Annotated in this window: 22 protein-coding genes; 12 read left to right on the top strand and 10 right to left on the bottom strand. The window is 69.1% G+C overall.

All coding sequences use genetic code 11. The features are described 5' to 3' along the window. From G6031_RS13585 to G6031_RS13555, 7 genes are all read left to right on the top strand, one after another. The coding region (locus G6031_RS13585) for a DUF6049 family protein (protein ID WP_241737350.1) at positions 1-991 on the top strand (991 nt) is incomplete at its 5' end. Next, positions 988-2,823: a lipid II flippase MurJ gene (locus tag G6031_RS13580; protein ID WP_179523996.1), complete on the top strand. Its 1,836-nt coding sequence runs from the start codon at positions 988-990 to the stop codon at positions 2,821-2,823. The genes G6031_RS13585 and G6031_RS13580, both read left to right, overlap by 4 nt. 88 nt (positions 2,824-2,911) lie before the next feature. After that, on the top strand, positions 2,912-4,642 hold the full coding sequence (locus G6031_RS13575; RefSeq protein WP_182653542.1) for a protein kinase family protein: 1,731 nt from the start codon (positions 2,912-2,914) through the stop codon (positions 4,640-4,642). 149 nt (positions 4,643-4,791) lie between these two features. Then, entirely contained in the window at positions 4,792-5,418 is a 627-nt protein-coding gene (sigM, locus tag G6031_RS13570) for an RNA polymerase sigma factor SigM (protein ID WP_182653541.1), read from the top strand. Positions 5,419-5,551: 133 nt separating this feature from the next. After that, complete coding sequence (gene trxB / locus G6031_RS13565; protein WP_182653540.1) at positions 5,552-6,484, top strand: thioredoxin-disulfide reductase; 933 nt, start codon at positions 5,552-5,554, stop codon at positions 6,482-6,484. A 78-nt stretch (positions 6,485-6,562) separates the two neighbouring features. Then, positions 6,563-6,904: a thioredoxin gene (gene trxA / locus G6031_RS13560; protein WP_179524000.1), complete on the top strand. Its 342-nt coding sequence runs from the start codon at positions 6,563-6,565 to the stop codon at positions 6,902-6,904. A 92-nt stretch (positions 6,905-6,996) separates the two neighbouring features. Beyond that, on the top strand, positions 6,997-8,187 hold the full coding sequence (locus G6031_RS13555) for an N-acetylmuramoyl-L-alanine amidase (RefSeq protein WP_179524001.1): 1,191 nt from the start codon (positions 6,997-6,999) through the stop codon (positions 8,185-8,187). Here G6031_RS13555 and G6031_RS13550 read toward each other — a convergent pair. The 9 genes from G6031_RS13550 to rpmH all read right to left on the bottom strand — a co-directional run bounded on the left by G6031_RS13550 (position 8,175) and on the right by rpmH (position 14,631). Next, complete coding sequence (locus G6031_RS13550; protein WP_182609581.1) at positions 8,175-8,870, bottom strand: hypothetical protein; 696 nt, start codon at positions 8,868-8,870, stop codon at positions 8,175-8,177. The two genes, G6031_RS13555 and G6031_RS13550, sit on opposite strands and share 13 nt — an antisense overlap. Continuing rightward, on the bottom strand, positions 8,867-9,967 hold the full coding sequence (locus G6031_RS13545) for a ParB/RepB/Spo0J family partition protein (protein ID WP_182653539.1): 1,101 nt from the start codon (positions 9,965-9,967) through the stop codon (positions 8,867-8,869). Before G6031_RS13545 ends, G6031_RS13550 begins: the two co-directional genes overlap by 4 nt. Further along, complete coding sequence (locus G6031_RS13540) at positions 9,964-10,887, bottom strand: ParA family protein (RefSeq protein ID WP_182609579.1); 924 nt, start codon at positions 10,885-10,887, stop codon at positions 9,964-9,966. The genes G6031_RS13545 and G6031_RS13540 overlap by 4 nt, the downstream gene beginning before the upstream one ends. A gap of 108 nt (positions 10,888-10,995) precedes the next feature. After that, positions 10,996-11,685 carry a 16S rRNA (guanine(527)-N(7))-methyltransferase RsmG gene (gene rsmG, locus G6031_RS13535; RefSeq protein ID WP_241737349.1) on the bottom strand — a complete coding sequence of 230 codons (690 nt, stop codon included), beginning with the start codon at positions 11,683-11,685 and terminating at the stop codon, positions 10,996-10,998. Positions 11,686-11,970: 285 nt separating this feature from the next. Continuing rightward, a complete protein-coding gene (locus G6031_RS13530; RefSeq protein WP_182644535.1) occupies positions 11,971-12,459 on the bottom strand; it encodes a R3H domain-containing nucleic acid-binding protein in 489 nt (162 codons plus the stop codon). A gap of 129 nt (positions 12,460-12,588) precedes the next feature. Next, positions 12,589-13,779 carry a membrane protein insertase YidC gene (yidC, locus tag G6031_RS13525; RefSeq protein ID WP_182609577.1) on the bottom strand — a complete coding sequence of 397 codons (1,191 nt, stop codon included), beginning with the start codon at positions 13,777-13,779 and terminating at the stop codon, positions 12,589-12,591. A 13-nt stretch (positions 13,780-13,792) separates the two neighbouring features. Further along, complete coding sequence (gene yidD / locus G6031_RS13520) at positions 13,793-14,107, bottom strand: membrane protein insertion efficiency factor YidD (protein WP_179524008.1); 315 nt, start codon at positions 14,105-14,107, stop codon at positions 13,793-13,795. Beyond that, positions 14,104-14,469: a ribonuclease P protein component gene (rnpA, locus tag G6031_RS13515; protein ID WP_182609575.1), complete on the bottom strand. Its 366-nt coding sequence runs from the start codon at positions 14,467-14,469 to the stop codon at positions 14,104-14,106. The genes yidD and rnpA overlap by 4 nt, the downstream gene beginning before the upstream one ends. Before the next feature lie 18 nt (positions 14,470-14,487). Beyond that, on the bottom strand, positions 14,488-14,631 hold the full coding sequence (rpmH, locus tag G6031_RS13510; RefSeq protein ID WP_179524010.1) for a 50S ribosomal protein L34: 144 nt from the start codon (positions 14,629-14,631) through the stop codon (positions 14,488-14,490). A 551-nt stretch (positions 14,632-15,182) separates the two neighbouring features. Between rpmH and dnaA the strand changes: the two genes are divergently transcribed. From dnaA to gyrB, 5 genes are all read left to right on the top strand, one after another. Next, the gene (gene dnaA / locus G6031_RS13505; RefSeq protein ID WP_259844122.1) at positions 15,183-16,664 is read left to right on the top strand and encodes a chromosomal replication initiator protein DnaA; all 1,482 of its coding nucleotides are present in this window, start codon (positions 15,183-15,185) and stop codon (positions 16,662-16,664) included. Positions 16,665-17,346: 682 nt separating this feature from the next. After that, positions 17,347-18,522, top strand: a complete 1,176-nt coding sequence (gene dnaN, locus G6031_RS13500; RefSeq protein ID WP_182609574.1) for a DNA polymerase III subunit beta — start codon at positions 17,347-17,349, stop codon at positions 18,520-18,522. A gap of 25 nt (positions 18,523-18,547) precedes the next feature. After that, on the top strand, positions 18,548-19,810 hold the full coding sequence (recF, locus tag G6031_RS13495) for a DNA replication/repair protein RecF (RefSeq protein WP_182653537.1): 1,263 nt from the start codon (positions 18,548-18,550) through the stop codon (positions 19,808-19,810). Then, positions 19,807-20,361, top strand: a complete 555-nt coding sequence (locus tag G6031_RS13490) for a DciA family protein (RefSeq protein WP_179524013.1) — start codon at positions 19,807-19,809, stop codon at positions 20,359-20,361. The genes recF and G6031_RS13490 overlap by 4 nt, the downstream gene beginning before the upstream one ends. A 117-nt stretch (positions 20,362-20,478) precedes the next feature. After that, entirely contained in the window at positions 20,479-22,596 is a 2,118-nt protein-coding gene (gene gyrB, locus G6031_RS13485; RefSeq protein ID WP_182653536.1) for a DNA topoisomerase (ATP-hydrolyzing) subunit B, read from the top strand. 75 nt (positions 22,597-22,671) lie between these two features. Here the strand turns inward: gyrB and G6031_RS13480 are convergent. After that, a partial coding sequence (locus G6031_RS13480; RefSeq protein WP_182653535.1) for an alpha/beta fold hydrolase occupies positions 22,672-23,845 on the bottom strand: 1,174 nt, incomplete at its 5' end.

The following is a 23,845-nucleotide window of genomic DNA, read 5'->3' as shown; positions in this document are numbered from 1 at the left end:
GGTGATCGACGCCGCCACCGGTTCGGCCACCAACCCCTCCGCCGCCGCGGGAGACGACGCCGCCGTGGCCGGACAGGGGGTCCTCGCGGTTCCCCCCCAGGTCTGGGGCGTCGACGAGGAGTCCGCGAACTCACTGCTCGAGACCCTCGGCGACCAGCTCTCCACAGGCCGGATGCGTGCGGTGCCGCTGTCCGAACGCCTGACCGGTCCCGTCACGATCCCCGAGGGGACCCTCGCCGAGGACCCCACCGGAGCGGTGGACCCCGGACTCGCCGATCCCTTCGCGGACGACCCCGGGGGGGACACCGTCCGACGACTGGCGGGGGCGCTCTCGGGGACGGGGACCCTCCGATCGCTGGTGGACACCTCCGACCCGACCTCGGCGGATGCGGCCGCACACCTCGACCCGCTGGTGGGTGACGCCCTCCGGGCGATCTCGGAGACCGGTCGGCGCGCCGGCGGGGACGGTCTCACCTTCGAGACGGGGACCGGTGCGGCCGCCCGGGACCGCGGCGCGACCCGCCTGGCGCGGCTCGGGGAGACGGTGACCGCCTCGCTGGCGCGCGTCGATCTCCTGACCCCGGGCAGCGTGTTCACCATGGCGAGTCCCAACAGTCCGCTCATGCTGGTGACCCGCAACGCGCTGCCGTTCCCCGTGCGCGTGGACGTGACCGTCACCGCGCCCGAGGACATCACCGTCGACCCGGTCGGTCTCATCCAGATCCCGGCCGCGGGCTCCCGCACCCTCCAGGTCCCCACCCAGTCCGACTCCGAGGGCGGGGTCCGCCACACCGTGGTCTTCGCCCTCCACGGGCCGGACGGGACGCGACTGTCCGACCCGGTCGAACTCTCGGTCCAGTCCGGTGGGTATCCCGTCGCGCAGGGCTTCGCGATCGCCGCGGCCGCACTCGCCCTCGTCCTCGGAGGCCGCCGGTACCTGCGCTACCGTCGGGGGATCCTCGACCCCGCGGACGAAGGGCACCGACCGTGAACGACGAGCAGGGTTCCCCCGAACCCGGGCTGCGTAGACCGGATCCCGGGCTGCGGGGCCGCCGCCGCGAATCCGGGAGCTGCGTCTCGCCACGCCCCGTCTCGCCGCCACCGGTCGCCGACTCGTTCGCGCCCGACTCGGTACCCGTCGACCCCGTGGTCCCGATCCCACCGGGCCCGGCGACCCGGGGCGGGGGGACCGGCACCACCACGCGGGACTCGTCCGACGCCTCGGTGATGCGGTCCACGGGGTCGATGGCCGTGGCCAACCTCGCCAGCCGGATCACCGGTTTCGTCCGGATGATCCTCATCCTCACCATTCTCGGCCCCGCCGTGGCCTCGGCGTTCAACACCGCCAACACGCTGCCCAACATGATCACCGAGCTCGTCCTGGGGTCGGTCCTCACCGCCATGTTCATGCCCCTGCTCGCCAGGGCGGCCCAGGAGGACCCGGACGGGGGGGTCTCGTTCATCCGGCGCCTGCTCACGGCCACCTCCCTGTTGGCGCTGGTCGCCACGGTGGTGGCGGTGGCCTGTGCGCCCCTGCTCACCGAACTCAACCTCGGGGACGGTGAGGTCAACACGGACCTCGCCACGGCGTTCGCCTTCCTGCTGCTGCCGCAGATCTTCTTCTACGGCGTCTTCTCGGTCATGCTCGCCGTGCTCAACTACAACGGGATCTTCCGACCCGGTGCGTGGGCCCCGGTGTGGAACAACCTGGTGGCCATCGCGACCCTGGCCCTGTTCGCCGTGGTCGGGAGCGGCATCGACCCGGCGGCCCCGGTCAACCTCCTCAGCGCCCCGATCCTGTTGCTCGGCCTGGGCACGACCCTCGGCGTGGTGGTGCAGGCCGCGGTCCTGCTGCCCGCGCTGCGCCGTGCCGGCGTGGTCCTGCGTCCCCAGTGGGGGCTGGACCCCCGGATCCGCCAGTTCGGGGGCAACGCCCTCGCCGGGTTGTCCTACGTGTTCATCTCGCAGGTCGGTCTGGTCATGACCAACCGCATCGGTTCCGCCGCCGACGAGGCGGCCATCGCCATCTACGGCACGTACTGGCTGCTGCTCCAGGTGCCCTACGGGATCATCGGTGTGACCCTCCTGACGGCCATCAACCCGCGGTTGGCCGACAACGGCGTCGCCGGGCGGACGGACGCGGTCGTGCGCGACATCTCGCTCGGCACCAGGCTGTCCCTCTTCGGCCTGTTGCCGATCATCGCCTTCATGACCGCCTTCGGCCCGACCATCGCGACCGGCCTGTTCCGGTACGGCAACTTCGACGCCCAGAACGCCGACATCCTCGGCCTCACCCTGGCCTTCGGGGCGTTCACCCTGGTGCCGTACGCGGTGGTCCTGCTCCAGCAGCGGGTGTTCTACGCCCGCGAGGACTACTGGACCCCGACCGTCATGATCCTCGCGATCACCATCGTCCGCGTGGTCCTGTCGCTCATCGTCCCGCTGGTCGCGAACGAACGCTCCCACGTGGTGATCGGCCTCGCCCTGGCCAACGGGATCGGCTGGGTCGTGGGCGCGGTGGCCGGATACATCCTGCTACGCCGCAGGCTCGGCTCCCTGCGCGGGCGCGAGACCGCGAGGTCGGCGGTCTGGACCCTCGGGGCGTCGGCTGCCGGCGCGCTCGTCGCCCTCGCCGTCGACACCCTCCTGCCCCTGGACCTGCTCACCGACTCGGTCGGCAGTATCGGCTACGTCTTCCGGGCCGGGCTCGCCGCGGTCATCACCCTCGTGGTCACCGGGCTGATCCTGTCCCGGTCACGCCTGCCGGAGCTGGACGCCGTCACTCCCGTCATCCGGGGCCTCGTGGGGCGTCTGAGGCGATAGTCGTGTCCCGGGACGTGCGGACCGTACACTCGGGGGGTCAGGAGCGGGCGGATCGGCTGGACGGCCGCGTCATCGAGGAGGTCGACGGGTGGGCGATGTCAACGGTGTTCCGGCACAGGGTTCGCCCTCGGGTCCACCGCGCCTGACCGTCGGGGGACTGGTCTCGGGTGGACGGTACGAACTCCTCGAACCCCACGGCGGGGTCGCCGGTCAGGCGTTCTGGCGAGCCCGCGACAAGCGACTCGGCCGCGAGGTCGCGCTGACCTTCGTCGATCCGCTGCCCGGTGAACAGCCCCCGGGTTCGGCGACGGGCGTCCTCGACCGGACCGTGGCCCTGACCCGCGTCTACTCGGACGGACTCGCCCGTGTGCTCGACGTGATCCGCGGCCGCGCCGGCGGCATCGTGGTGAGCGAATGGGTCCCCGGGCTCAGCCTCGCCGCCGCCGTCGGCGATCCCGACCCCGACTCGGCCGTGGCGGCCATGTGGGGTCTGGCGGACGCCGCCACGCGGGCGGCCGAACACGGCCTGGTCCTCGGCGTGGACTCCCCGGACCGCATCCGGGTCACCGAGGACGGACGCGCCCTGCTGGCGTTCCCCGGCGTCTCCCGCGACAGCGACACCCGGAGTGACGTGCGGGGGCTGGGCATGGTGCTCTACACGCTGCTCACCGGCCGGTGGCCGGGACCCCTGCCCGAGGGGTCGGAGCTCCACGAGCCCCGGGACGGGCGCCCCGGGGCCGCCCCTGTCGACGACGACGACGAGCCGCTCGACCCCACCGTGGTCGGTACCGGCGTCCCGCCCGAGTCCGCCGTGCTGGCCATGCGCTCCCTCGACGGGTCGTCGGTGAGCTCGGCCGCCACCGTGCGGTCGATGATCGCCGACCGCGCCGGCGGGCCGGTCCGCGCCGCGTCCTCGTCCGGATCCGCCGTCCCCACGGCACCCGGACACGGTGACCCCGTGGCCGGCCCGCGCGACCGGCCGGGGGACGGGACGGGGGGACTGGCGCGCGGCGTCACTCCGGACCGGCAGTCCCACGGCGGGCCCGATACGGACCGGTATGGCGCGGACCGATACGACGCGGACCGAATCGACGAGGCCTACCCACAGCCGGACGAGGCCACCCAGAAACGTCGCTGGCAGATCATGGCCGGCACCAGCGCGGCGGCCGTCGTGGTGATCGCGCTGTTGTCCGCGTGGCTGCTCGGGGCGCTGGCCGGTGGCGGCGACGAGACCCCCCTGTCCCAGCAGCTCGACGCGATCGAACGGGCCGCCCAGGCCAGCAGGTCCGCCGCGACCACCGAGCCCGCATCGGAGGAGTCGGGCGCGGGGGAGACCGAGCCCACCCGTGAGGCACCGTCCACGCCCGTCACGGTCTCGGACGTCACCTCGTGGCAGCCCGTCGGGTCGGCGGGGGTCGCCGAGAACTCCTCGAGCGCCCCGAACGTCGCGGACGGTGACAGGTCGACCTCGTGGTCCACCGACACCTACCGCAACCAACTCGGTGACGGCGGGGCCGCGTACAAGCCCGGGGTGGGCCTCCTGTTGACCCTCGACGGCGAGCAGGAGACCCGGCGCGTGGTGGTCCACTCGGACGACGACGGTGTGCGCTTCGAGGTCCGGGTCACCGACAGCGCGTCCCCGGACTCCCTCGAGGACACGACCCTGCTCGGGGAGGGGACGATCCGGGACGGCTCGGGGACCGTGACGATCGACGAGCCCGAGGAGTCCCGGTACCTGATCGTGTGGTTCACCCGGCTCGGTACCTCCGGCCCCGAGTCGTACGCGGCGTCGATCAGCGAGATCCTGCTCACCCGGTGATCCGGCCCGGCCACGGTCGAGCCCTCCCGGCCGCATCGACTCGAGAGCGACGTCGAGAGCGACGTCGAGAACGAGGTCGAGCCGGCTGCCCGCTCCCGGGCCCGAGGTGACAGCCCCACGGAGGTCCCCGCCGCGTTAACGTCACCGCCGTGAACACCAGTGCCGTCGACGATCTCTCCACGGTCACGGGACGCTCCCCGCTCACCGCCGGGTCGCCCCTCACGGCCGGGTCCGCGCTCTCGGACGTCGAGCTGCTCGACGCGCACATCGCGGGCGACCCGGACGCGTTCTCCGCCCTCGTCCGGCGCCACTACGACTACCTGTGGCGGCTGGCCATACGGACCTCCTTCAACCGTGAGGACGCCGCCGAGGCGCTCCAGGACGCCCTCATCTCGGCGTACCGGAAGGCCGACTCCTTCCGCCACGCCTGCCCCGTCCAGGGTTGGCTCTACCGCATCGTGGTCAACGCCTGCCTGGACAAGATGCGGTCACAACGCCTGCGCACCCACTCCGAGCTCACTCCCAGACTGCACGAGGAGATCTCGCTGCGGGACCACTTCTACCAGGACCCCGCCTACGCGATCATCGTCGCCGAGGCCCTGGCGGAGCTGCCCACCGACCAGCGGGACGCGGTCGTCGTCGTCGACATGCTGCGCTGCACGGTGGCCGAGGCGTGCCACCTGCTCAACGCCCGCCCCGGCACCATCAAGAGCCGGTGTTCGCGCGGGCGGGCCAAGCTCAGCGTGCTCCTCGCGGGGGTCACCCTCACCGACTGAGGGAACAACACCGACCCGCCGGGTGTTGTCGCCTTAGTAGATCCATCGATCGGCATAGTGGTTCCGCAGATCGTGTGGATCCGCAGATCGTCCCGGCCCACGTTCCCCACCCGCCAAGGAGTCCGAAGAACCCATGAGCGACACCCTCCACGACGTCATCATCGTCGGATCCGGCCCGGCCGGGTACACCGCCGCCATCTACTCCGCTCGGGCCGAGCTCAAGCCGGTGGTGTTCGAGGGTTCGCAGTTCGGCGGCGCGCTCATGACCACCACGGAGGTCGAGAACTTCCCGGGCTTCGCCGAGGGGATGATGGGCCCCGACCTGATGATGCAGATGCGGGAGCAGGCCGAGCGCTTCGGCGCCGACCTCCGCATGGAGGACGTCACCTCGATGGACCTGGCCGGCGAGGTCAAGGTCGTCCGCGTGGGGGAGGAGGAGCACCGCGCCCGCGCCGTGATCCTCGCCATGGGCGCCGCCGCACGCTACCTCGGCGTCCCCGGCGAGCAGGAGTACCTCGGCCGTGGCGTGAGTTCCTGCGCCACCTGCGACGGATTCTTCTTCCGGGACAAGCCGATCGTCGTGGTGGGCGGCGGCGACTCCGCCATGGAGGAGGCCACCTTCCTCACCAAGTTCGGTTCCTCGGTGACCATCGTGCACCGGCGGGAGGAGTTCCGCGCCTCCAAGATCATGCTCGAACGGGCCAAGGAGAACGAGAAGATCTCGTTCGTCCTCAACACCACGGTCGACGAGGTGCTCTCGGGTGCCAGTGGATCGGTCGAGCGCCTCAAGCTGCGCAACACGGTCACCGGTGAGACGAGCGAGCTCGAGACGGCCGCGATGTTCGTGGCGATCGGTCACGACCCGCGCTCCGAATTGGTCCGGGACCAGGTGGAGGTCGACGAGGACGGGTACGTCCTCACCGGCCAGACCACCGCGACCTCGATCCCGGGGGTCTTCGCCTGCGGCGACCTGGTGGACCACCGCTACCGGCAGGCCATCACGGCCGCCGGTTCGGGGTGCGCCGCCTCGATCGATTCCGAGCGTTGGCTCGCCGAGCAGGCCTGACACCCACCGGGCGGACCCGATCCGCGCGGGCGGGACACCCGGGACGCCCACACCCCCACCCCGAAAGGACCCACCACAATGGCCGTGAACACCCCTAACATCATCGACGTGACCGAGGACGACTTCGCCGAGGCCGTGCTCGCCGCCAGCGGGTCGAAGCCCGTCCTGGTGGACTTCTGGGCCACCTGGTGCCGCCCCTGCACCATGATGGCGCCGGTCCTGGACGAGCTCGCCGGAGCCGAGTCCGACAAGCTCACGGTCGCCAAGGTCGACGTGGAGGCCAACCAGGAGCTCGCCGCCGAGTACCAGATCACCGCCATCCCGGCGATGCTGCTGTTCTCCGAGGGCAAGCCGGTCAAGCGCATCACCGGAGCGAAGTCCAAGTCGGCGCTGCGCACCGAACTCGGGGACGTCCTCTAGACGCCCCGCCCACTCGGGTGCGCTCCGGGCACGTCCGCGCCGGAGGCGGTAAGTTCATCCGGGTACCCAGTCGAGTGGAGCGGAGGAGAACCATGGCGTGGCGACGCGGTGACCGTGGGCCCGAGGTGGCCTCGATCCGGGCGACCCTCGCGGGAATGGGCCTGTTGCACAACATCGAGTCCGTCGGGGTCACCGAACCCCAGACCGGATCGATCCTGGCCCGGACCGACGCCGTGTTCGACGCCGACCTGGAGACGGCCGTCCTGGCCTTCCAGCAGGCCCGTGGGCTCATCTCGGACGGCATCGTGGGTCCGTCGACCCAGGCGGCGCTCCATGACGCCACCCACGTCCTCGGGACCCGCGATCTCAGCTACATCGTCTCCAGGCCCATGGCCGGGGACGACGTGGCGCAGTTCCAGCGTCGGCTCGGGGAACTCGGTTTCTACGCGGGACTGGTCGACGGCACCTTCGGTCCCCTCACCCATGCCGCGGCGACGGACTTCCAGCGGGACTGCGGCCTGCCCGCGGACGGCGTCGTGGGAGCCGAGACCCTGGACACCCTGAACAGGTTCTCCACCCTGTTCAAGGGTGGGGACGTCTCCTCGCTGGTCGAGCGCGAGCGGGCGCGGACCTCCGGCCCGATGCTCGCCGGCAAGCGGATCGTCCTGGACCCCGGCCCCAGCGGTTCGGAGAACCCGATCCGCATGGACACCCCGCACGGAACCATCACGGATGCCGAGCTGCTCTGGGACATCACCCGGCGGTTGTCCGAGCGGATGAACCAGGCGGGGGTCGAGGTCTTCCTCTCCCGGCCGGAGGCGATGATCCCGACCGACCCCGAGCGCGCCGAGATCGCGAACGCCTTCAACGCCGATCTCATGATCTCGCTCCGCCTGGACCGGCATCCCAACCCGGTGGGCAACGGTGTCGCCACCTTCTACTTCGGCAACTCCCTGGGTGCCGAGTCGATGCTCGGGGAGGCGCTGTCCGGGTTCATCCAGCGCGAGATCGTCAGTCGCACCAGTCTCCGCGACTGTCGCACCCACGGGCGGAGCTGGCCCCTTCTCCGGATGACCCGGATGCCGTCCATCCAGATCGTTCTGGGGTACGCCTACAATCCCCGCGATCTCTCCATCCTCGGGGACCGCACCGCACAGGACACCATCATCGACTCCATCCTCGTGGGGGTGAAACGCCTCTACCTACTCGACGAGGACGATCACCCCACCGGGTCGATGTCCGTCAACGAGCTGATCGACTACGAACAGCGTCAGCGGGACTGACGTCCCGCCCGCGGGTCCACCGTGTGCCGGGCGGTCGCCCCGGACAACACCCCCAGCCTCCTGGTGGCGAATCCCCGCTCCGCGAAGAGCTGATCGAGCGCCCTCTCGACGTCGGCCTTCCAGAGATGCTCACTCTCGATATCGAGTCGGAGTCTCGGATGGGTCTCGTGCTCGGCCACGACGGTGAACCCGTGCTCCACGAGGAAGCCGGTCGGAGCGATGCACGACTCCGAACCACACGTGTCACGTGACAGTACGTCCCCGGTGTCCCCGGACGTCACCCCGAAGGCCTCAATCGCCTTGATTCCGCGTCGGCGCAGATCCACCACCACCGCATCGAGGAGCGAGGTCAGCGCACCGCCGGGCGCCCCGTGCTCGATGCTCAGCCCCGCCAGGAGGATGGCGTCCGAGCCCACCGGGGAGGTCGGGAAGCAGGCCGCACGCGGCACCATCCCGGGGGGCGCGTAGAACGCCGCCCCGGTCGAGCGGTCACCATAGCTGGCTATCTGACCACACACACCCCATTCCAGGGACACGTGGGAGATCCACGCCTCCTTCTCGAACTCGGGATCCCCCGGCTCGTCCTGGCCGACCTGCCCGTCAGTCTGCCAGTACACACACTTGCGAGCCCGGGGCCCGAGCTGGTCCACGGCTGAGAGGTCGAGCGGCCGGATCGAGTTCATCGCGGCGATCCGGGCGTCCCGCCCTCGAGTAGCGTCAGGACCCGGTTCAGGTCGTCGGCGTCGCCCACGTCGATCGTGATGCGCCCCTTGCGCCGCCCCATGGTGACCGACACCGACGTCTCGAAGCGATCGGACAGTCGACCCGCCACCGCCTCCAACTCGGGATCCCGTCGGCGACCCTGTGGCGCGGGGGAGGGCCTCGACGCCGTACCGTCGCCCTCCCGGTTCAACAGAGTGACGATCTCCTCCGTGGCCCGGACCGACAGGCCCTCCGCCACGATTCGCGCTGCGAGCTCGTCCTGGGCGGGCGCCCCGGCCTCGAGGCCCAGCAGTGCTCGGGCATGGCCGGCGGACAGCACACCGGCCGCCACTCGGCGCTGAACAGCGGTCGGCAACTGGAGCAGACGGATGCTGTTGGTGATGGCCGGACGCGACCGACCGATCCGGGTCGCGAGCTCGGCCTGCGTCACGTCGAACTCCTCGAGGAGCTGTTGGTACGCCGCCGCCTCCTCGAGGGGATTGAGCTGGACCCGATGGATGTTCTCGAGAAGCGCGTCCCGGAGGAGATCCTCGTCGTCTGTCTGCCGCACGATCGCCGGGACCGTCGGGAGCTCGGCCCGTTGGCTCGCGCGCCAGCGTCGCTCGCCCATGATGAGCTGATATCGGCCGGCCGCGATCTCACGGACGACGATCGGCTGGAGGAGCCCGAACTCTTTGACGGAGTGAGCCAGCTCGGCCAGCGCCTCTTCGTCGAAATGGGTTCGGGGCTGTTTCGGGTTCGGCTCGATCGCCGACGGAGGGATCTCGCGATACACCGCGCCGGGATCCACGAGGTCGTCGGTTTCACGTGAAACATCGTCGTCCCTCGCACCGTCCGGACGGGGTGCCCGATCGGCGTCGTCGACGGAGACGTTGCTCGCTGCCGACGTCCCCGGACCGCTGGACCTCGGCCTGGGGGGAGTGGTCCGCGGACCACCGCCCCTGGGACCCAGGATCACGTCGGCTGCATCACTGCCCAGACGTGGACCCTCGTCCGGCCCCGTGGGGATCAGGGCGGCGAGCCCCCGGCCGAGACCACCCCTGCGTTGCTGACTCATCGACTCTCCTCCGTGCCGGTGGACACGCGGCCGTCCTCCACGTGTGAGTGCAGACGATCCGCGCGGCTGTTGAGCTCCTTCGCCGCGTCCAGGTACGCGAGAGCGCCCCGGGATCCGGCGTCGTACTGGAGGATGGTCATCCCGTACCCGGGAGCCTCCGACACCTTGACGCTCCTCGGGATGACGGTACGGAGCACCGTGTCACCGAAGTGGGTACGGACCTCGCCGGCGACCTGCTCTGCGAGCTTGGTCCGTCCGTCGTACATCGTCAGCATGATGGTGGAGATCTCCAACGACCGGTTGAGGTGCTGCTGGATCAACTCGACATTGCGCAGCAACTGGCCGACCCCTTCGAGCGCGTAGTACTCGCACTGGATAGGGATCAGCACCTCACTCGCCGCCACCATCGCGTTCACCGTGAGCAGTCCCAACGAGGGGGGACAGTCGATCAGGACATAGTCGATGCCCAACGACACGAGGTCCTCGCTGTTGAGCACCTCGGCGAGCCGATGCTCCCGGTGGTCGAGGCCCACCAACTCGATCTCGGATCCCGCGAGATCGATCGTCGCCGGGATACAGAACAGACGCTCGGCATGGGGACTGCTCTGCATGAGGTCTTCCAGGGCGTGCTCCCACATGAGGAGCTCGTAGCTCGACGGGGTTCCCTCCCGGTGATCCACTCCGAGCGCGGTGCTGGCGTTGCCCTGCGGGTCCATGTCGATCACCAGGACCCCGAGACCACCGAGGGCGAGAGACGCCGCAAGATTGACCGTCGAGGTGGTCTTACCCACCCCACCCTTCTGGTTGGCGATGGTGATGATCCGCGGATGCGGGGGCCTCGGCAACGCGGGGGCGTCGCCGTGGAGTACCTCGTTCGCCTGCCGTGCGGCCGCGAAGATCGGGGTCTCGTCTTCGGACATCCGTCACCTTTCAACTACCTGTCAGAGCAACTCAGCGCATCGTCCCGATGCCCCTGCCGCCAGTGTTTCACGTGAAACCGACATCGCCCGCTGCGATTCCGACGGACATCACCGATGCCGTGAACCGCGTGCGCGAGAGCGGGAGCCACGGCTACCCACTCTAGTCGCGAGCGTCGCAATGACCAGCCTCGTCTCCTCCGCATCCGGTGCGGACACGACCTCGACGCGCGCACCATCGAAGCCCAGTTTCCGGAGGGCCCGCTCGTCTCGCTCGATCTCGTCCGCGGCGGAGGCACCCTTCAGCGCCACCATCCGACCACCCGGTCTGAGCAACGGCGCAGACCATCCGGCGAGCCGCGAGAGCGGAGCGACGGCCCGCGACGTCACCACGTCAGCACCGCCGGCGTCTGCGATCACGTCCTTCTCCTCGGCACGTCCGCGCACGACACGAACATCCAGTCCCAGTTGGTCGACCACCTCGAGCAGAAAGGTCGACCGACGGAGGAGGGGCTCGACCAGAGTGATGCGGAGATCGGGCCGGGCAAGCGCGAGCGGGATGCCCGGTAGGCCGGCGCCGCTGCCGATGTCGACCACCGACTCGTTCTCCATGAAGCCGACGGCGGCCGCCGCACTGTTGAGTACATGTCGGTCCCACAGCCGCGGGCGCTCGCGTGGTCCCATCAGTCCCCGCTCCAGACCGGCGGTCGCGAGGATCTCCACGTACCTGACCGCGAGGGGGAGACGGTCGCCGAACACTGAACCCGCGCCGGCGGGAGGTTCCGGGGGAGTCCCGACCATTGACGTCTCACTCGTATCGTCCCGGGCGTCATCGCTTGTGGACGCATCGATCGCGTCACGTGTCGTTTCGTGCCCTGTGTCCTCGTTCATGTCATCGTCGTCCTCTTCCGGCGCTAATCGCCTCTGGTTTCACGTGAAACATCCCCCGAATAACATCGATGTAAGTAGCCGTGTCCGCAGCACGCTCAACCCCTACATGACGCCGGGGGCGCGGGCTCCACGCCCGCGCCCCCGTTCGTCTCGCTGTCCGGCACTCGAACCGGCTCGGTCAGGCCGGCAGCTCGGTCAGGCCGGCAGGACCACGACCCGCCGATTCGGCTCGGCCCCGGTCGAGTCCGAGGACACTCCCTCGATCTCCGCTATCGCATCGTGGATGACCTTCCGCTCGAACGGGGTCATCGGCTCGAGCTCCTCGGGTTCGCCGGACTCGAGCACCCGCAGTGCGGCCACCCGACCGGCCTCGGTCAACGCCTCGCGTTTGGCAGCGCGCCACCCGGAGATGTCCAACATCAACCGGCTGCGATCTCCCAGCTCCTGCTGAACGGCCAACCGGGTCAGTTCCTGGACGGCGTCGAGAACCGCACCGTCGGAACCCACGAGGCGATCCAGATCCTCGCTCCCGTCGATGCTGACGATCGCACGATCGCCCTCGACATCCAGATCTATGTCCCCGTCGAAGTCCAGGATGTCCAAGAGCTGCTCGAGGTAGTCACCGGCCACCTCGCCCTCCTCGACAAGACGCTCCTCCGACACCTCGATGTTCTTCTTCGACATGGATCTGCCTCCGTCATCGCCGCCGATCGCCGCGCCCGTCCTGGCCGGCGAGTACTCACCCCAAGTATGGGACAAGGTCCCCGATGCCGGGGCATCGGGGACCTTGTCGGTGGTCTGACTGACCTGCGGTCAGCGTTTACGCTTCTTCTTCTTGCCCTTACCGCTTCCCCCGCCGCTCTTCTGTGCGGGGCGCGTCCGTTGACCGCCCGGCTGCTGAGGTCTCTGACCCGGCCGAGGAGCCGCGCCCGGAGAGGGCGCGGGAGCGACCGCCGGGGCGGCGTCCGGGTCGTCGTCGTCATCCGACGTCACACCGGCCACCGTCTCCTGGGAGGCCACGGCGGTACCTGTCGGGGCACCCCGGCCCCTCTTGGGGTTGACGGGCTTCACGCCGACCCGCGGGGCGAGGGACTTCTGCTCCTCACGGCGCTTGAGGGCGGCCACGTCGTCCTCCTTGGCCATCTTCTCGAAGAGGTAGTACTGCTGGCCGAGGGTCCACAGGTTGTTGGTGACCATGTAGACGAGGATCGCCATCGGCCAGAACGCGCCGGTGACCAGGATGCCGATGGGGAAGGCCCACAGCATCAACTGGTTCATGATCTTGGCCTGCGGGTTGGCCGCGGCCTCAGGCGACTGGCGGGACAGCGAGATCCTGGCGTTGAGGTGCGTGGTGACCGCCGAGACGATCATCAGCGGGATGGCCACGATGATGATGTTCCAGCGCTCGAAGTCCAGTGCCGCCCCGGGGTCGACGAACGCCTGGAACTGCTCGATCGGCTGGGAGATGAACGACGACAGGGGAGCGCCGAACAGCCGCGCGTCCAGGAAGCTCTGGACCTCGTCCGCGTTGAAGACGTAGTTGCCGGTGTTCCGCGTCTCCTCCGCGCTCATACCGAGCGCACCGAAGTTGTTGCCCATCCGGTTGAAGGACCGGAGCACATGGAACAGACCCAGGAAGACGGGGATCTGGATGAACATCGGCAGACAACCGAGGACCGGATTGAAGCCCTCGGACTTCTGGAGCTTGCGCGTCTCGGTGGCGAGCTTCTCGCGATCGTTCTTGTACCGCTTCTGCAGCTCCTTCATCCGCGGCTGCATCTCCTGCATCTTCCGCGAGAAGCGGATCTGCTTGGCCGCCGGCCAGAACAGCAGGATGCGGAGGGTGACCACGAGGAAGATCACGGAGAGCGCCCAGATGGCGCCGTTGGAGTCGGGTGACTCCACCCAGGGCAGGAAGCCCCCGAGGAACGCGAAGATCTTGTGCCAGAACCAGAGGATCCCGGAGATCGGGTAGTAGACCAGAGGGTCGGTGATGAACGACATCGGTGGTGGAGTCCTAGCTTCGTTCGGAGTTGTCGGGATGCTCGTGGGGATGATCCGCGGGATCGTCGGGGGCGCGGGGCTCGGAGGAACGGGGTTCCGGGACCGGATCCCACCCGCCGGGAGTCCAGGGACCACATCTCAACAACCGCCACACCGAGAGCCACGTCCCGTACCAGGCGCCGTGCACTCGAACGGCCTCGACCGCGTAACTGCTGCAGGTGGGTTCGAACCGGCAGCTCGGTGGGGTCAGGGGCGAGATCCCCTTCTGGTAGAAGTCGAGCATCCACAGAAGGACCCGGGCCACGGGGCCGTGGCGGCCCTCGGTCATGACCGCTCCTCACGAGCACGCGGCACCGCGGAGGACAGACCGGAACGCATATCGCGGACCAGATCGTCATGGGAGGCCGCCGCAGAGGCCGGATTGGCCCTGACCACGATCAGGAGATCGGGATCGAGCTCCGCCAGCAACTCGGCGGCGATATGACGAAGCCGCCGGCTGACACGGTGGCGGGTCACCGAGTCACCGACGGCTTTGCTGACGACCAGGCCGAAACGAGGACCGCCCACGCGGACGTCCGAAGAGTCCACGTGGGCGTGTACGACCATCGTCCGGCGGCCCTTCCTCGCACCCCTCCGCACCACCGCCGCGAAGTCAGCGGAACGGTGGAGCCGGTGGGTCCTGGGAAGCACCCGCCACCCCGGCCCGGATCAGGCCGTCAACGAGGCGCGGCCCTTACGGCGGCGAGCGCCGACGATGCCGCGACCGGCGCGCGTGCGCATCCGGAGACGGAAGCCGTGCACCTTGGCACGACGACGGTTGTTCGGCTGGTAAGTCCGCTTGCCCTTGGCCATGACTGGCTCCTCACGTGAAGTAGGCGCCACTCGTGCGCCCGATCGAGTTCCTGATGTCGTCGAAACACCACTGACGGGCGGTACCACGACGCGCCGCACGCCTCACGGGCGCGCGACAGACTGCTCAAGATTACGCGCACGATGGCCTCGCCACCAAACCGTGTAATCACATCCGCACCATCGGTACCACCCTGCAGGCCACGGCAACACGCCGGGACGCCGGATGCTTGACATCCGCCCTCCAGTTGATCTTGAGGGTTGCCCACGAGTTCACGGTGTTGTTACGGTCATTCATCATCGAGCCCCACCCGGGCCGCCTAACGTAATCACGACGCAGCAGACCCCACCCTCACGCACTGGAGACCGAACCCGCCACCGCGGGGCCGGTCTATCTTCCACAGCTGTGGACAACCATGTGGATACCGCGTTGGACCTGGGTCGGAGCCTGTGGATAGAGTGTGGTGCCCGGCCGGGCCGAGAGGGTCGGCCACCCGGAACCACTTCACACCGACGAGAGGAGACCGCCCACCGTGTCTCCTGACCTCGAACACGTGTGGAGCGCGGTCCTCGACAAGCTGACCGACCCGTCTCTGGCCAGCGATGACAATCCCGCGTTGTCCCGCCAGCAGCAGGCCTGGTTGCGTCTCGTCCAACCGATCGCCGTGGTCAACGGGTTCGCGATGCTCGCCGCGCCGTCCGCGTTCGCCCGGGACAACATCGAGTCGATCCTGCGCGGGCCGATCACCCGCGCGCTCAGTTCCCAACTCGGGGAGCCCGTCGATCTGGCGGTCAAGGTCGACACCTCCCTCGCCGGCCGGCACCACCACTCCGATGCCGACGATCCCCGGATCGACGTCGACGAGATACACCGACCCGAGCCGGAGGCCTCCCATCCGCCGGCCACCTCGCGCCCGGTCCGCATGACCGAGGAGCAGATCGCGGCCGAACGACTGCTGCACGGCAGCGACCGCGACGAGGCCCTGTCGGCGGCGACCGCGCCTGGACTCAACGAGCGGTACACGTTCAGCGCGTTCGTCCAGGGGAACTCCAACCGGTTCGCCCGAGCGGCGGCGCTCGCCGTCGCGGAGGCCCCGGCGCGCGCCTACAACCCGCTGTTCATCTGGGGCGAGTCGGGGCTCGGCAAGACACACCTGCTCCACGCGATCGGGCACTACTCCCTGAGGATGTACTCCGAACAGAAGGTCAAGTACGTCTCGACCGAGGAGTTCACCAACGACTTCATCAACTCCGTCCGCGACGGCCGCCAGAACATGTTCAAGAAGCGGTACCGAGAGGCCGACATCCTCCTGGTCGACGACATCCAGTTCCTCATCGGCAAGGAGCAGGTGCAGGAGGAGTTCTTCCACACCTTCAACACGATCCACAACGCCCAGAAGCAGATCGTCATCTCCTCCGATCGGCCCCCCAAGCAGCTCCAGCCCCTCGAGGACAGGCTGCGTACCCGCTTCGAGTGGGGTCTCATCACGGACATCCAGCCGCCCGAGCTCGAGACGCGAATCGCGATCATCGACAAGAAGGCCAAGTCGGAGAACTACGTGGTCCCCCGCGATGTCCTGGAGCTGATCGCCACACGCGTGCAGCGCAACATCCGCGAGCTCGAGGGTGCGCTGATCAGGGTCGTCGCGTTCGCCTCCCTCAACGGACACGAGATCGACGTCCCGTTGGCCGAGGTGGTCCTGCGCGACGTGGTCTCGGACGACGATTCCCTCCAGATCTCGGCCGCGACGATCATGGCGGTGACCGCGGAGTTCTTCTCCACCAGCATCGACGAGCTCTGCGGGACGTCGAAGACCCGGTCTCTCTCCCGCGCCCGCCAGATCGCGATGTACCTCTGTCGAGAGCTCACGGACCTCTCGCTACCCAAGATCGGCGTCACCTTCGGCGGCAAGGACCACACCACGGTCATGTACGCCCAGCGGAAGATCCTCAAGGAGATCAAGGACGACCGGCGCATGTACGACCAGATCCAGGAGCTCACCGCCCGGATCAAGGAACGCTCGCGGTCTCTCTGACGGCTCTCCGACCCGTCCCCCGGCCTCACACCCACGCGATCCCTCTGCTGCTCCTGCGGCGGCTCGTCCGTGCGCTCGCCGATGCCCTCGTCCATGCCCTCGTCCGGCCGGACCGCTCGGTTCCGCGTGGCTCCTCGTCCGGGCGCCCCCCGGGTGGCCCGGCGCCGCACACGCCCGCCCCACGGGGACCACCCCGCTTCTCGAGAGCCGGAGCCGTGTGACCGTTCCGACACGCAAATGTGACCCCCCTCACACCACGTGCCACACCCTTCACACCTGTGGACAACTCTGTGGGTTCCTGTGGACCGACGGTGGACAGACGGTGGACCGAAATCTGTGATTCCACCCGCGCCGCTCGCAAGTCACAGGATGAGCCGATTCGGTCCACAGCCACAATCGCACCCTGAACTGCGTAGACAGGTATCGGCTCACAATTTCACAGGACCTACTACTACTACTTATCTCTCTAGAGAGTTCTTGTAAGAAGTAGGTATGTGGAACGGCGAGCCTGCTTGACCGGGTTACAGGACTCCGTGTTCCCGCTGTCGGCGGGAGCGGTTACTCTCATGGAGATGATCCGGCGGACCCCGTCGGACGCCAGAGAACGACCGAGACCGCAGCCGCGAACAGACCACTCGTCCAGATACCGGCGGTACGCGCTCCGCCCAGAAAGAGGTCACCGATGGAGATCACGGATCCGACGTTCCGCGTCACCCGCGAGGACTTCGCCGATTCGGTGGCCTGGGTGGCGCGGACCCTTCCGTCTCGACCGTCGGTCCCGATCCTCGGCGGGGTTCTCCTCGAGGCGGACTCCGGTCTGACCATCTCGGGTTTCGACTACGAGACCTCCGCGCAGGTCTCCGTCCCTGCCGAGGTGTCCGAGCCGGGGAGCACGCTGGTGTCCGGTCGGTTGTTGGCCGACATCGCCCGCGCGCTCCCGGACCGTCCGGTCGAGGTCACGGTGAGCGCCCAGAAGATGTACATCAACTGCGGCACCGCCAAGTTCACCCTGCCGACGATGCCGGTCGAGGACTACCCGCAGCTGCCGGCGATGCCCGGGGTGACCGGATCGGCCGCGGTCGACGCGTTCTCCGAGGCCGTGGCCCAGGTCGCCGTGGCGGCCGGCAAGGACGACACGCTCCCGATGCTCACCGGCATCCGGATGGAGATCGAGGGACCCCGGGTCACCCTCATCGCGACCGACCGGTTCCGCCTGGCCATCCGGGATCTGGAGTGGGAACCCGCTCGCGAGGACGTGGCCGTGGAGGTCCTGATCCCGGCCAAGACGTTGTCCGACGTGACCCGGTCGGCGGGCCAGGGTGGGCGTGTCGACCTCAGCCTGGGCGCGGGCTCGGAGGTCGGGGCGGACGGCATCATGGGCGTGCTGGTCTCCGGGCAGCGCACCACGACGCGGCTCCTCGACGCCGAGTTCCCCAAGGTCCGCCAGCTGCTGCCGACCCAACACACCTCGATGGCGGTCGTCCAGGTCGACGCGCTGGTGCAGGCCATCAAGCGCGTCGCGCTGGTCGCGGACCGGGGAGTGCAGGTCCGGATGACGTTCTCCGACGGTGAGTTGGCGCTCTCCGCGGGCGGGGATGACGCGGCCCAGGCCTCGGAGACCCTCCCCGTCGACTTCCTCGGTGAGCCCCTGACCATCGCGTTCAACCCCGGTTACCTGTTGGACGGGCTCGGCAGCATGCACTCGGCGCGCGTCGCGTTCGGGTTCACCCAGGCCAGCCGTCCCGCGGTCCTGCGTCCCGCTCCCGAGGAACTGCCCTCCCCGGACGCCGACGGCGCGATCGCCCCCGTCGACTCGAACCACACCTACCTGCTCATGCCGGTCCGCCTGCCGGGCTGACCCGGCTCTCCCGAAGCCGCCCGGCATGCACCTGCGTCACCTCAGGCTCCTGGATTTCCGATCCTGGCCTCTGCTCGAGCTGGAGCTGGAGCCCGGGGTGACCACACTGGTGGGACGCAACGGTCACGGGAAGACGAACGTCCTCGAGGCCGTCGGGGTGCTGGCCACCCTGAGATCGCACCGGGTCGCAGCCGAGGCACCGATGATCCGCACGGGCGCGGAGACGGCCATGATCGCCGCCCTCGCCCACAACGCCGGACGTGAACTCACCGTGGAGCTGGCCCTCAACTCGGGGCGGCCCAACCGGGCACGGCTCAACACCTCGCCCTGCCGCCGCCTCGGCGACATCCTCGGGGTGGTGCAGTCCGTGCTCTTCGCACCCGAGGACCTGGCCCTGGTCCGGGGGGAGCCGGCCGAGCGTCGCAGACTGCTCGACGAGCTCCTGGTCCAACGTCGGCCCGCCCACGGGGGCGACCTCGCCGAGTACTCCTCTGTTCTCCGACAGCGGTCGGCCCTCCTCAAATCCGCCTCCGGCGTGCTCCGGCGCGGGAGGGGGGAGGAGGCGGAGGCGGCCCTGGACACGCTCGACGTGTGGGACGGTCGTCTCGCCCAACTCGGGGGGAGGATCGTCTCGGGGCGCGTCCTCCTGCTCGAGGAATTGCGACCTCTGGTCGTCGATGCCTATCGCGGTCTGGCGCCGGAGTCCCGTCCGGCCGATCTCGCGTACCGGTTCCGGGTCGCCGCCGCGCCGGAGGAGTCCGAGTTGGCCGACCCCGAGCTCGTCGAGGCTGTCCTGCTCGCAGAGCTGGGCAGGAGACGCCAGGACGAGATCGACCGCGGGATGTCCCTCGTCGGACCGCACCGGGACGATGTGGTCCTGTCGCTCGGTGACGAGCCCGCCAAGGGGTTCGCGAGCCACGGCGAGACGTGGTCGTTCGCCCTCGCTCTGCGCCTCGGATCGCTCGAACTCTTCCGGGCGGACGGCATCGAGCCCGTCCTGCTCCTGGACGACGTGTTCGCCGAACTCGACCGCCACCGCCGTGCCGCCCTCGCGGCGGCGGCGGCCGGCGTCGAACAGGTCCTGGTGACCGCGGCGGTCGGCGAGGACGTCCCGGACGGATTGCGAGGGGTCCGTCATGACGTGGTGATGACGGGGGAGGGCGCGGGTCGTCACTCGGACATCACGGTGTCGCGCCGCGCCGCCGGACGTCACGACGAGGTTATGGACGACGACCAGAACGACGGAGACGACGACACCGCACTCTCGACCAGGGAGGTCCACAGGTGACCGACGATCAGCGGAGGGATCCGATAACACCGTCCGACCCGCCACAACGCGGTTATGACATCGCGAGGCAGGCCCTCGAGGAGGCACGCACACGGGCTCGTGCGGACGGCAAACAGGTCGGTCGCGGGCGAACCGGTCCGGTGGGAGGCGGGAAGCGGCTGCGCAAACGTGGCTGGACCGGGTCGGGTGCCGACCCCTGGGATCCCCAGCCGCTCGGGCGACTCGTCGGCCAGGTCGCCAAGAGACGGGGTTGGGACGACAAGGTCACCACCGGTCGGCTGTTCGCGGAGTGGGACCGCATCGTCGGCGAGGACATGTCCGCGCACGCCACCCCGGAGCGACTCGAGGAGGGCGTGCTGTACGTCCGCGCCTCCAGCACCGCGTGGGCGACCCAACTCCGGCTCGTGGCGGCCGACATCCTCCGCAAGATCGCCGCGGCCATGGGACCGGGTCACGTGCGTCGCCTCAAGATCGAGGGCCCCGAGAAACCCAGTTGGCGGAAGGGTCCGTTGCACGTGTCCGGTCGTGGGCCGCGGGACACCTACGGCTGAGGGGCGGAGCCACCCGGGTGGCCATCGGGCCCGTCCTGGCGAGCCCGGGGGCCGCGCGCGGGTTCTCGCAGGTAGACTGGGCCGGTCCCAGACCCCCGAGACGCGAGGAGTTCGCACGTGGCGGACGCCAAGAGCAAGGCCAGCAAGAAGGGCACGAACGACTACGGTGCGTCATCGATCACCGTTCTCGAAGGACTCGAGGCCGTCCGGCTGCGTCCGGGTATGTACATCGGCTCCACAGGGACGCGCGGTCTGCACCACCTGATCTGGGAGGTGGTGGACAACTCGATCGACGAGGCAATGGCCGGCCACGCGACCGGTGTCAAGGTGACCTTGCTGGAGGACGGCGGCGTCGAGGTGATCGACGACGGCCGTGGCATCCCCGTCGAGATGCACGAGCAGGGCATGCCCACCGTGCAGGTCGTCATGACCCAGCTGCACGCGGGCGGCAAGTTCGACTCCGACTCCTACGCGGTCTCCGGTGGTCTCCACGGCGTGGGCATCTCGGTGGTCAACGCGCTGTCGACGCGGGTCGAGGTGCAGATCAAGCGGGACGGACGCCTGTGGCAGCAGAACTTCAACATGGCCGTCCCCGAGGAGCTCGTCGACGCCGGGCCCGCCGAGGGAACCGGCACCAGGGTCCGCTTCTGGGCTGACGGGTCGATCTTCGAGTCCACCGAGTACGACTTCGACGTGGTGGCCCGTCGCCTCCAGGAGATGGCGTTCCTCAACAAGGGCCTGACCATCACCCTGACCGATCGACGGTCCCGGGCGGAACAGGCGGCGGAGCTCGACGCGATCGCGGACAGCGAGGGTCGCGGATCCGACTCCGCGCCCGGTTCCGACGAGGGGTCGGACATCGAGCACGCCGTGGACGCGGAGCAGGCCTTCGTCGAGGGCGCCGTCGAGACCACCGAGCTCGCCGAGCCGGTCAAGGTCCGTGAGCGCAAGCGCACCTTCCACTACCCGGACGGCCTCAAGGACTACGTCACCGCGATCAACAAGTCCAAGACGGCGATCCACCAGACGATCCTCTACTTCGAGGGCAAGGGCACGGGCCACGAGGTCGAGGTAGCGATGCAGTGGAACTCCGGGTACTCGGAGTCGGTCCACACCTTCGCCAACACGATCAACACCCATGAGGGCGGCACCCACGAGGAGGGCTTCCGCGCCGCGCTGACCTCACTGGTGAACAAGTACGCCCGCGACAAGAAGCTGCTCAAGGAGAAGGACCCCAACCTCACGGGTGACGACATCCGCGAGGGCCTCGCCGCGGTGATCTCGGCCAAGATCTCCGACCCCCAGTTCGAGGGTCAGACCAAGACGAAGCTGGGCAACACCGAGGTCAAGGGCTTCATCCAGCGGCAGGTCTCGGAGCACGTCGGTCACTGGTTCGAGGCCAACCCGGCAGAGGCCAGGGTGATCGTCAACAAGGGCATCGCCTCGAGCCAGGCCCGCGTCGCCGCCCGCAAGGCCCGCGAGATGGTCCGCCGCAAGTCGGCGACCGATATCGGCGGGCTCCCCGGGAAGCTGGCCGACTGTCGCTCCAAGGACCCGGCCAAGTCCGAGTTGTACATCGTGGAGGGTGACTCCGCCGGCGGCTCGGCCAAGTCCGGCCGGGACTCGATGTTCCAGGCGATCCTGCCGCTGCGCGGGAAGATCATCAATGTCGAGAAGTCCCGGATCGACAAGGTCCTCAAGAACACGGAGGTCCAGGCGATCATCACCGCCCTGGGCACGGGTATCCACGAGGAGTTCGATCTCGAGAAGCTGCGCTACCACAAGATCGTGTTGATGGCCGACGCCGACGTCGACGGTCAGCACATCTCGACGCTCCTGCTCACCCTCCTGTTCCGGTTCATGAAGCCGCTGGTGGAGAACGGGAACGTCTACCTGGCGCAGCCGCCGCTGTACAAGCTCAAGTGGGGCAAGGGCGAGCCCGACTTCGCGTACTCGGACCGAGAGCGCGACGAGCTCCTCAAGATCGGTCTGGAGAAGAAGCGCAAGATCAACGTCGAGGACGGGATCCAGCGCTACAAGGGTCTCGGTGAGATGAACCCCAAGGAGCTGTGGGAGACCACCATGGATCCGACGGTGCGCACCCTCCGGTTGGTCACGCTCGACGACGCCGCGGCCGCCGACGAGCTGTTCTCGATCCTCATGGGCGAGGACGTCGACGCGCGCCGCAACTTCATCACCCGCAACGCGCGGGACGTCCGCTTCCTCGACGTCTGATCCGCGCCCCCGGTCGGCGGGCATCTCGCAGGGAGTGCAGCAGTATTGCCCGCGAGATGCCCGCCGACCCGTGGGCTACAGGCTCCCGCAGTCGTTCGGCGCGGGTTCTCCCGCGAGCCGGCGGGTGACGAAGTCCAGGGCCGCCGGGAAGTTGGTCACGGCCGCCGCGGCGTGCGTCACGCCGGCGACGGGCGGGGTCGTCTCATAACGGAAGTGCACGGCCGTTCCCTGTTCGCACCAGTCCCGGCCGAGCTGCTCGACCTGACCGAGCGGGATGATGTCGTCGTTGACACCCCCGGCGACCATCACCGGGACCTCGGGTCGGAGTCGGCCGATCCGCTGGTGATCGAGGACCCGCAAGGCCTCGGGCTCGGAGCGGATCAGCTCTCCGAGGCTGCGGCCCGAGTGGGTCCACTCGTTGGTGGTGCGCATCCCGTACGCCGAGCGCAGGTCGAGGGTGCACAGGCCGGCGATGTCTGCGAGCGCGGCCCGACCGGCGCCGTTGACCTGCCTGTCGACCACCTGCTGGACGGCGGGGAAGCGCTGGGACATGCCGTTGATGGCGTACCCGATCGCACCGGTGAGCGTGGAGCCGTCGATGTGGTCGAGCACCGCCAGCAGATCCGCCGGGGGAGCGGACGCGTAGGCCGCCCGCAGGTCGACGTCCGGGGCGTACACGGGGGCGAGCTCGGCAGCGGCCGCGGAGGCACCTCCACCCTGGGAGTGACCCCAGAACACCACGGGAGCGTCCCCGCTCAGAGCGCGGGCGGCCCGGGCACCGTCCAGCATGGCGTGGGCCTGCTCCACCCGGTCGGAATAGGTGTGCACGCCGGGCGTGCCGAGCCCGATGTAGTCGATCACCATCACCCGGAAGCCCTGGGCGGCCAGGACCAGCGCGAACGCCTGCTCATATGAGGGCACCGCGCCCCCGGTCTGCGGGTTCACGCCGAGCGCCGTCTCAAGATTCCGGGACGGGGCACACGCATCGCCCTGACCCTGCGTACCGGGCCCGATCACGATGGTGGGTCGTGGACCGGGACCGTTCCACGGTGCGGTCGAGTCGTACAGCGCGCCGGATGTGGCCACGGGTCGACCGTCGACGTCGAGGGTCTGGTAGACGACCCGCTGAGCCACCGCCGGCAGCGGGGAGGGAAGCGGAGGCAGTCCGGGGACGGACACCGCGAGCGGTAGGTCGGCCGGTTCCGAGTAGTGCCCCATAGAGTGGTGTAACTCGGTGGCCGAGATCGTC

This window comes from Dietzia sp. CQ4 (assembly GCF_014145125.1).
Lineage (GTDB): Bacteria > Actinomycetota > Actinomycetes > Mycobacteriales > Mycobacteriaceae > Dietzia > Dietzia natronolimnaea.
Note: the sequence above shows the minus strand (reverse complement) of the source record. Positions and strands in the feature narration are given on the sequence as shown.

What these genes read in the sequence shown, in the direction of transcription:
- rsmG (WP_241737349.1), bottom strand. Translation starts at nt 11,685, where the DNA reads ATGGTCGGGACTCCCCCGGAACCTCCCGCCGGCGCGGGTTCAGTGTTC.
- trxA (WP_179524000.1), top strand. Translation starts at nt 6,563, where the DNA reads ATGGCCGTGAACACCCCTAACATCATCGACGTGACCGAGGACGACTTC.
- G6031_RS13540 (WP_182609579.1), bottom strand. Translation starts at nt 10,887, where the DNA reads ATGTCCGAAGACGAGACCCCGATCTTCGCGGCCGCACGGCAGGCGAAC.
- rpmH (WP_179524010.1), bottom strand. Translation starts at nt 14,631, where the DNA reads ATGGCCAAGGGCAAGCGGACTTACCAGCCGAACAACCGTCGTCGTGCC.
- yidD (WP_179524008.1), bottom strand. Translation starts at nt 14,107, where the DNA reads ATGACCGAGGGCCGCCACGGCCCCGTGGCCCGGGTCCTTCTGTGGATG.
- G6031_RS13555 (WP_179524001.1), top strand. Translation starts at nt 6,997, where the DNA reads ATGGCGTGGCGACGCGGTGACCGTGGGCCCGAGGTGGCCTCGATCCGG.
- trxB (WP_182653540.1), top strand. Translation starts at nt 5,552, where the DNA reads ATGAGCGACACCCTCCACGACGTCATCATCGTCGGATCCGGCCCGGCC.
- yidC (WP_182609577.1), bottom strand. Translation starts at nt 13,779, where the DNA reads ATGTCGTTCATCACCGACCCTCTGGTCTACTACCCGATCTCCGGGATC.
- dnaN (WP_182609574.1), top strand. Translation starts at nt 17,347, where the DNA reads ATGGAGATCACGGATCCGACGTTCCGCGTCACCCGCGAGGACTTCGCC.
- G6031_RS13545 (WP_182653539.1), bottom strand. Translation starts at nt 9,967, where the DNA reads ATGAGTCAGCAACGCAGGGGTGGTCTCGGCCGGGGGCTCGCCGCCCTG.
- G6031_RS13550 (WP_182609581.1), bottom strand. Translation starts at nt 8,870, where the DNA reads ATGAACTCGATCCGGCCGCTCGACCTCTCAGCCGTGGACCAGCTCGGG.
- recF (WP_182653537.1), top strand. Translation starts at nt 18,548, where the DNA reads ATGCACCTGCGTCACCTCAGGCTCCTGGATTTCCGATCCTGGCCTCTG.
- G6031_RS13530 (WP_182644535.1), bottom strand. Translation starts at nt 12,459, where the DNA reads ATGTCGAAGAAGAACATCGAGGTGTCGGAGGAGCGTCTTGTCGAGGAG.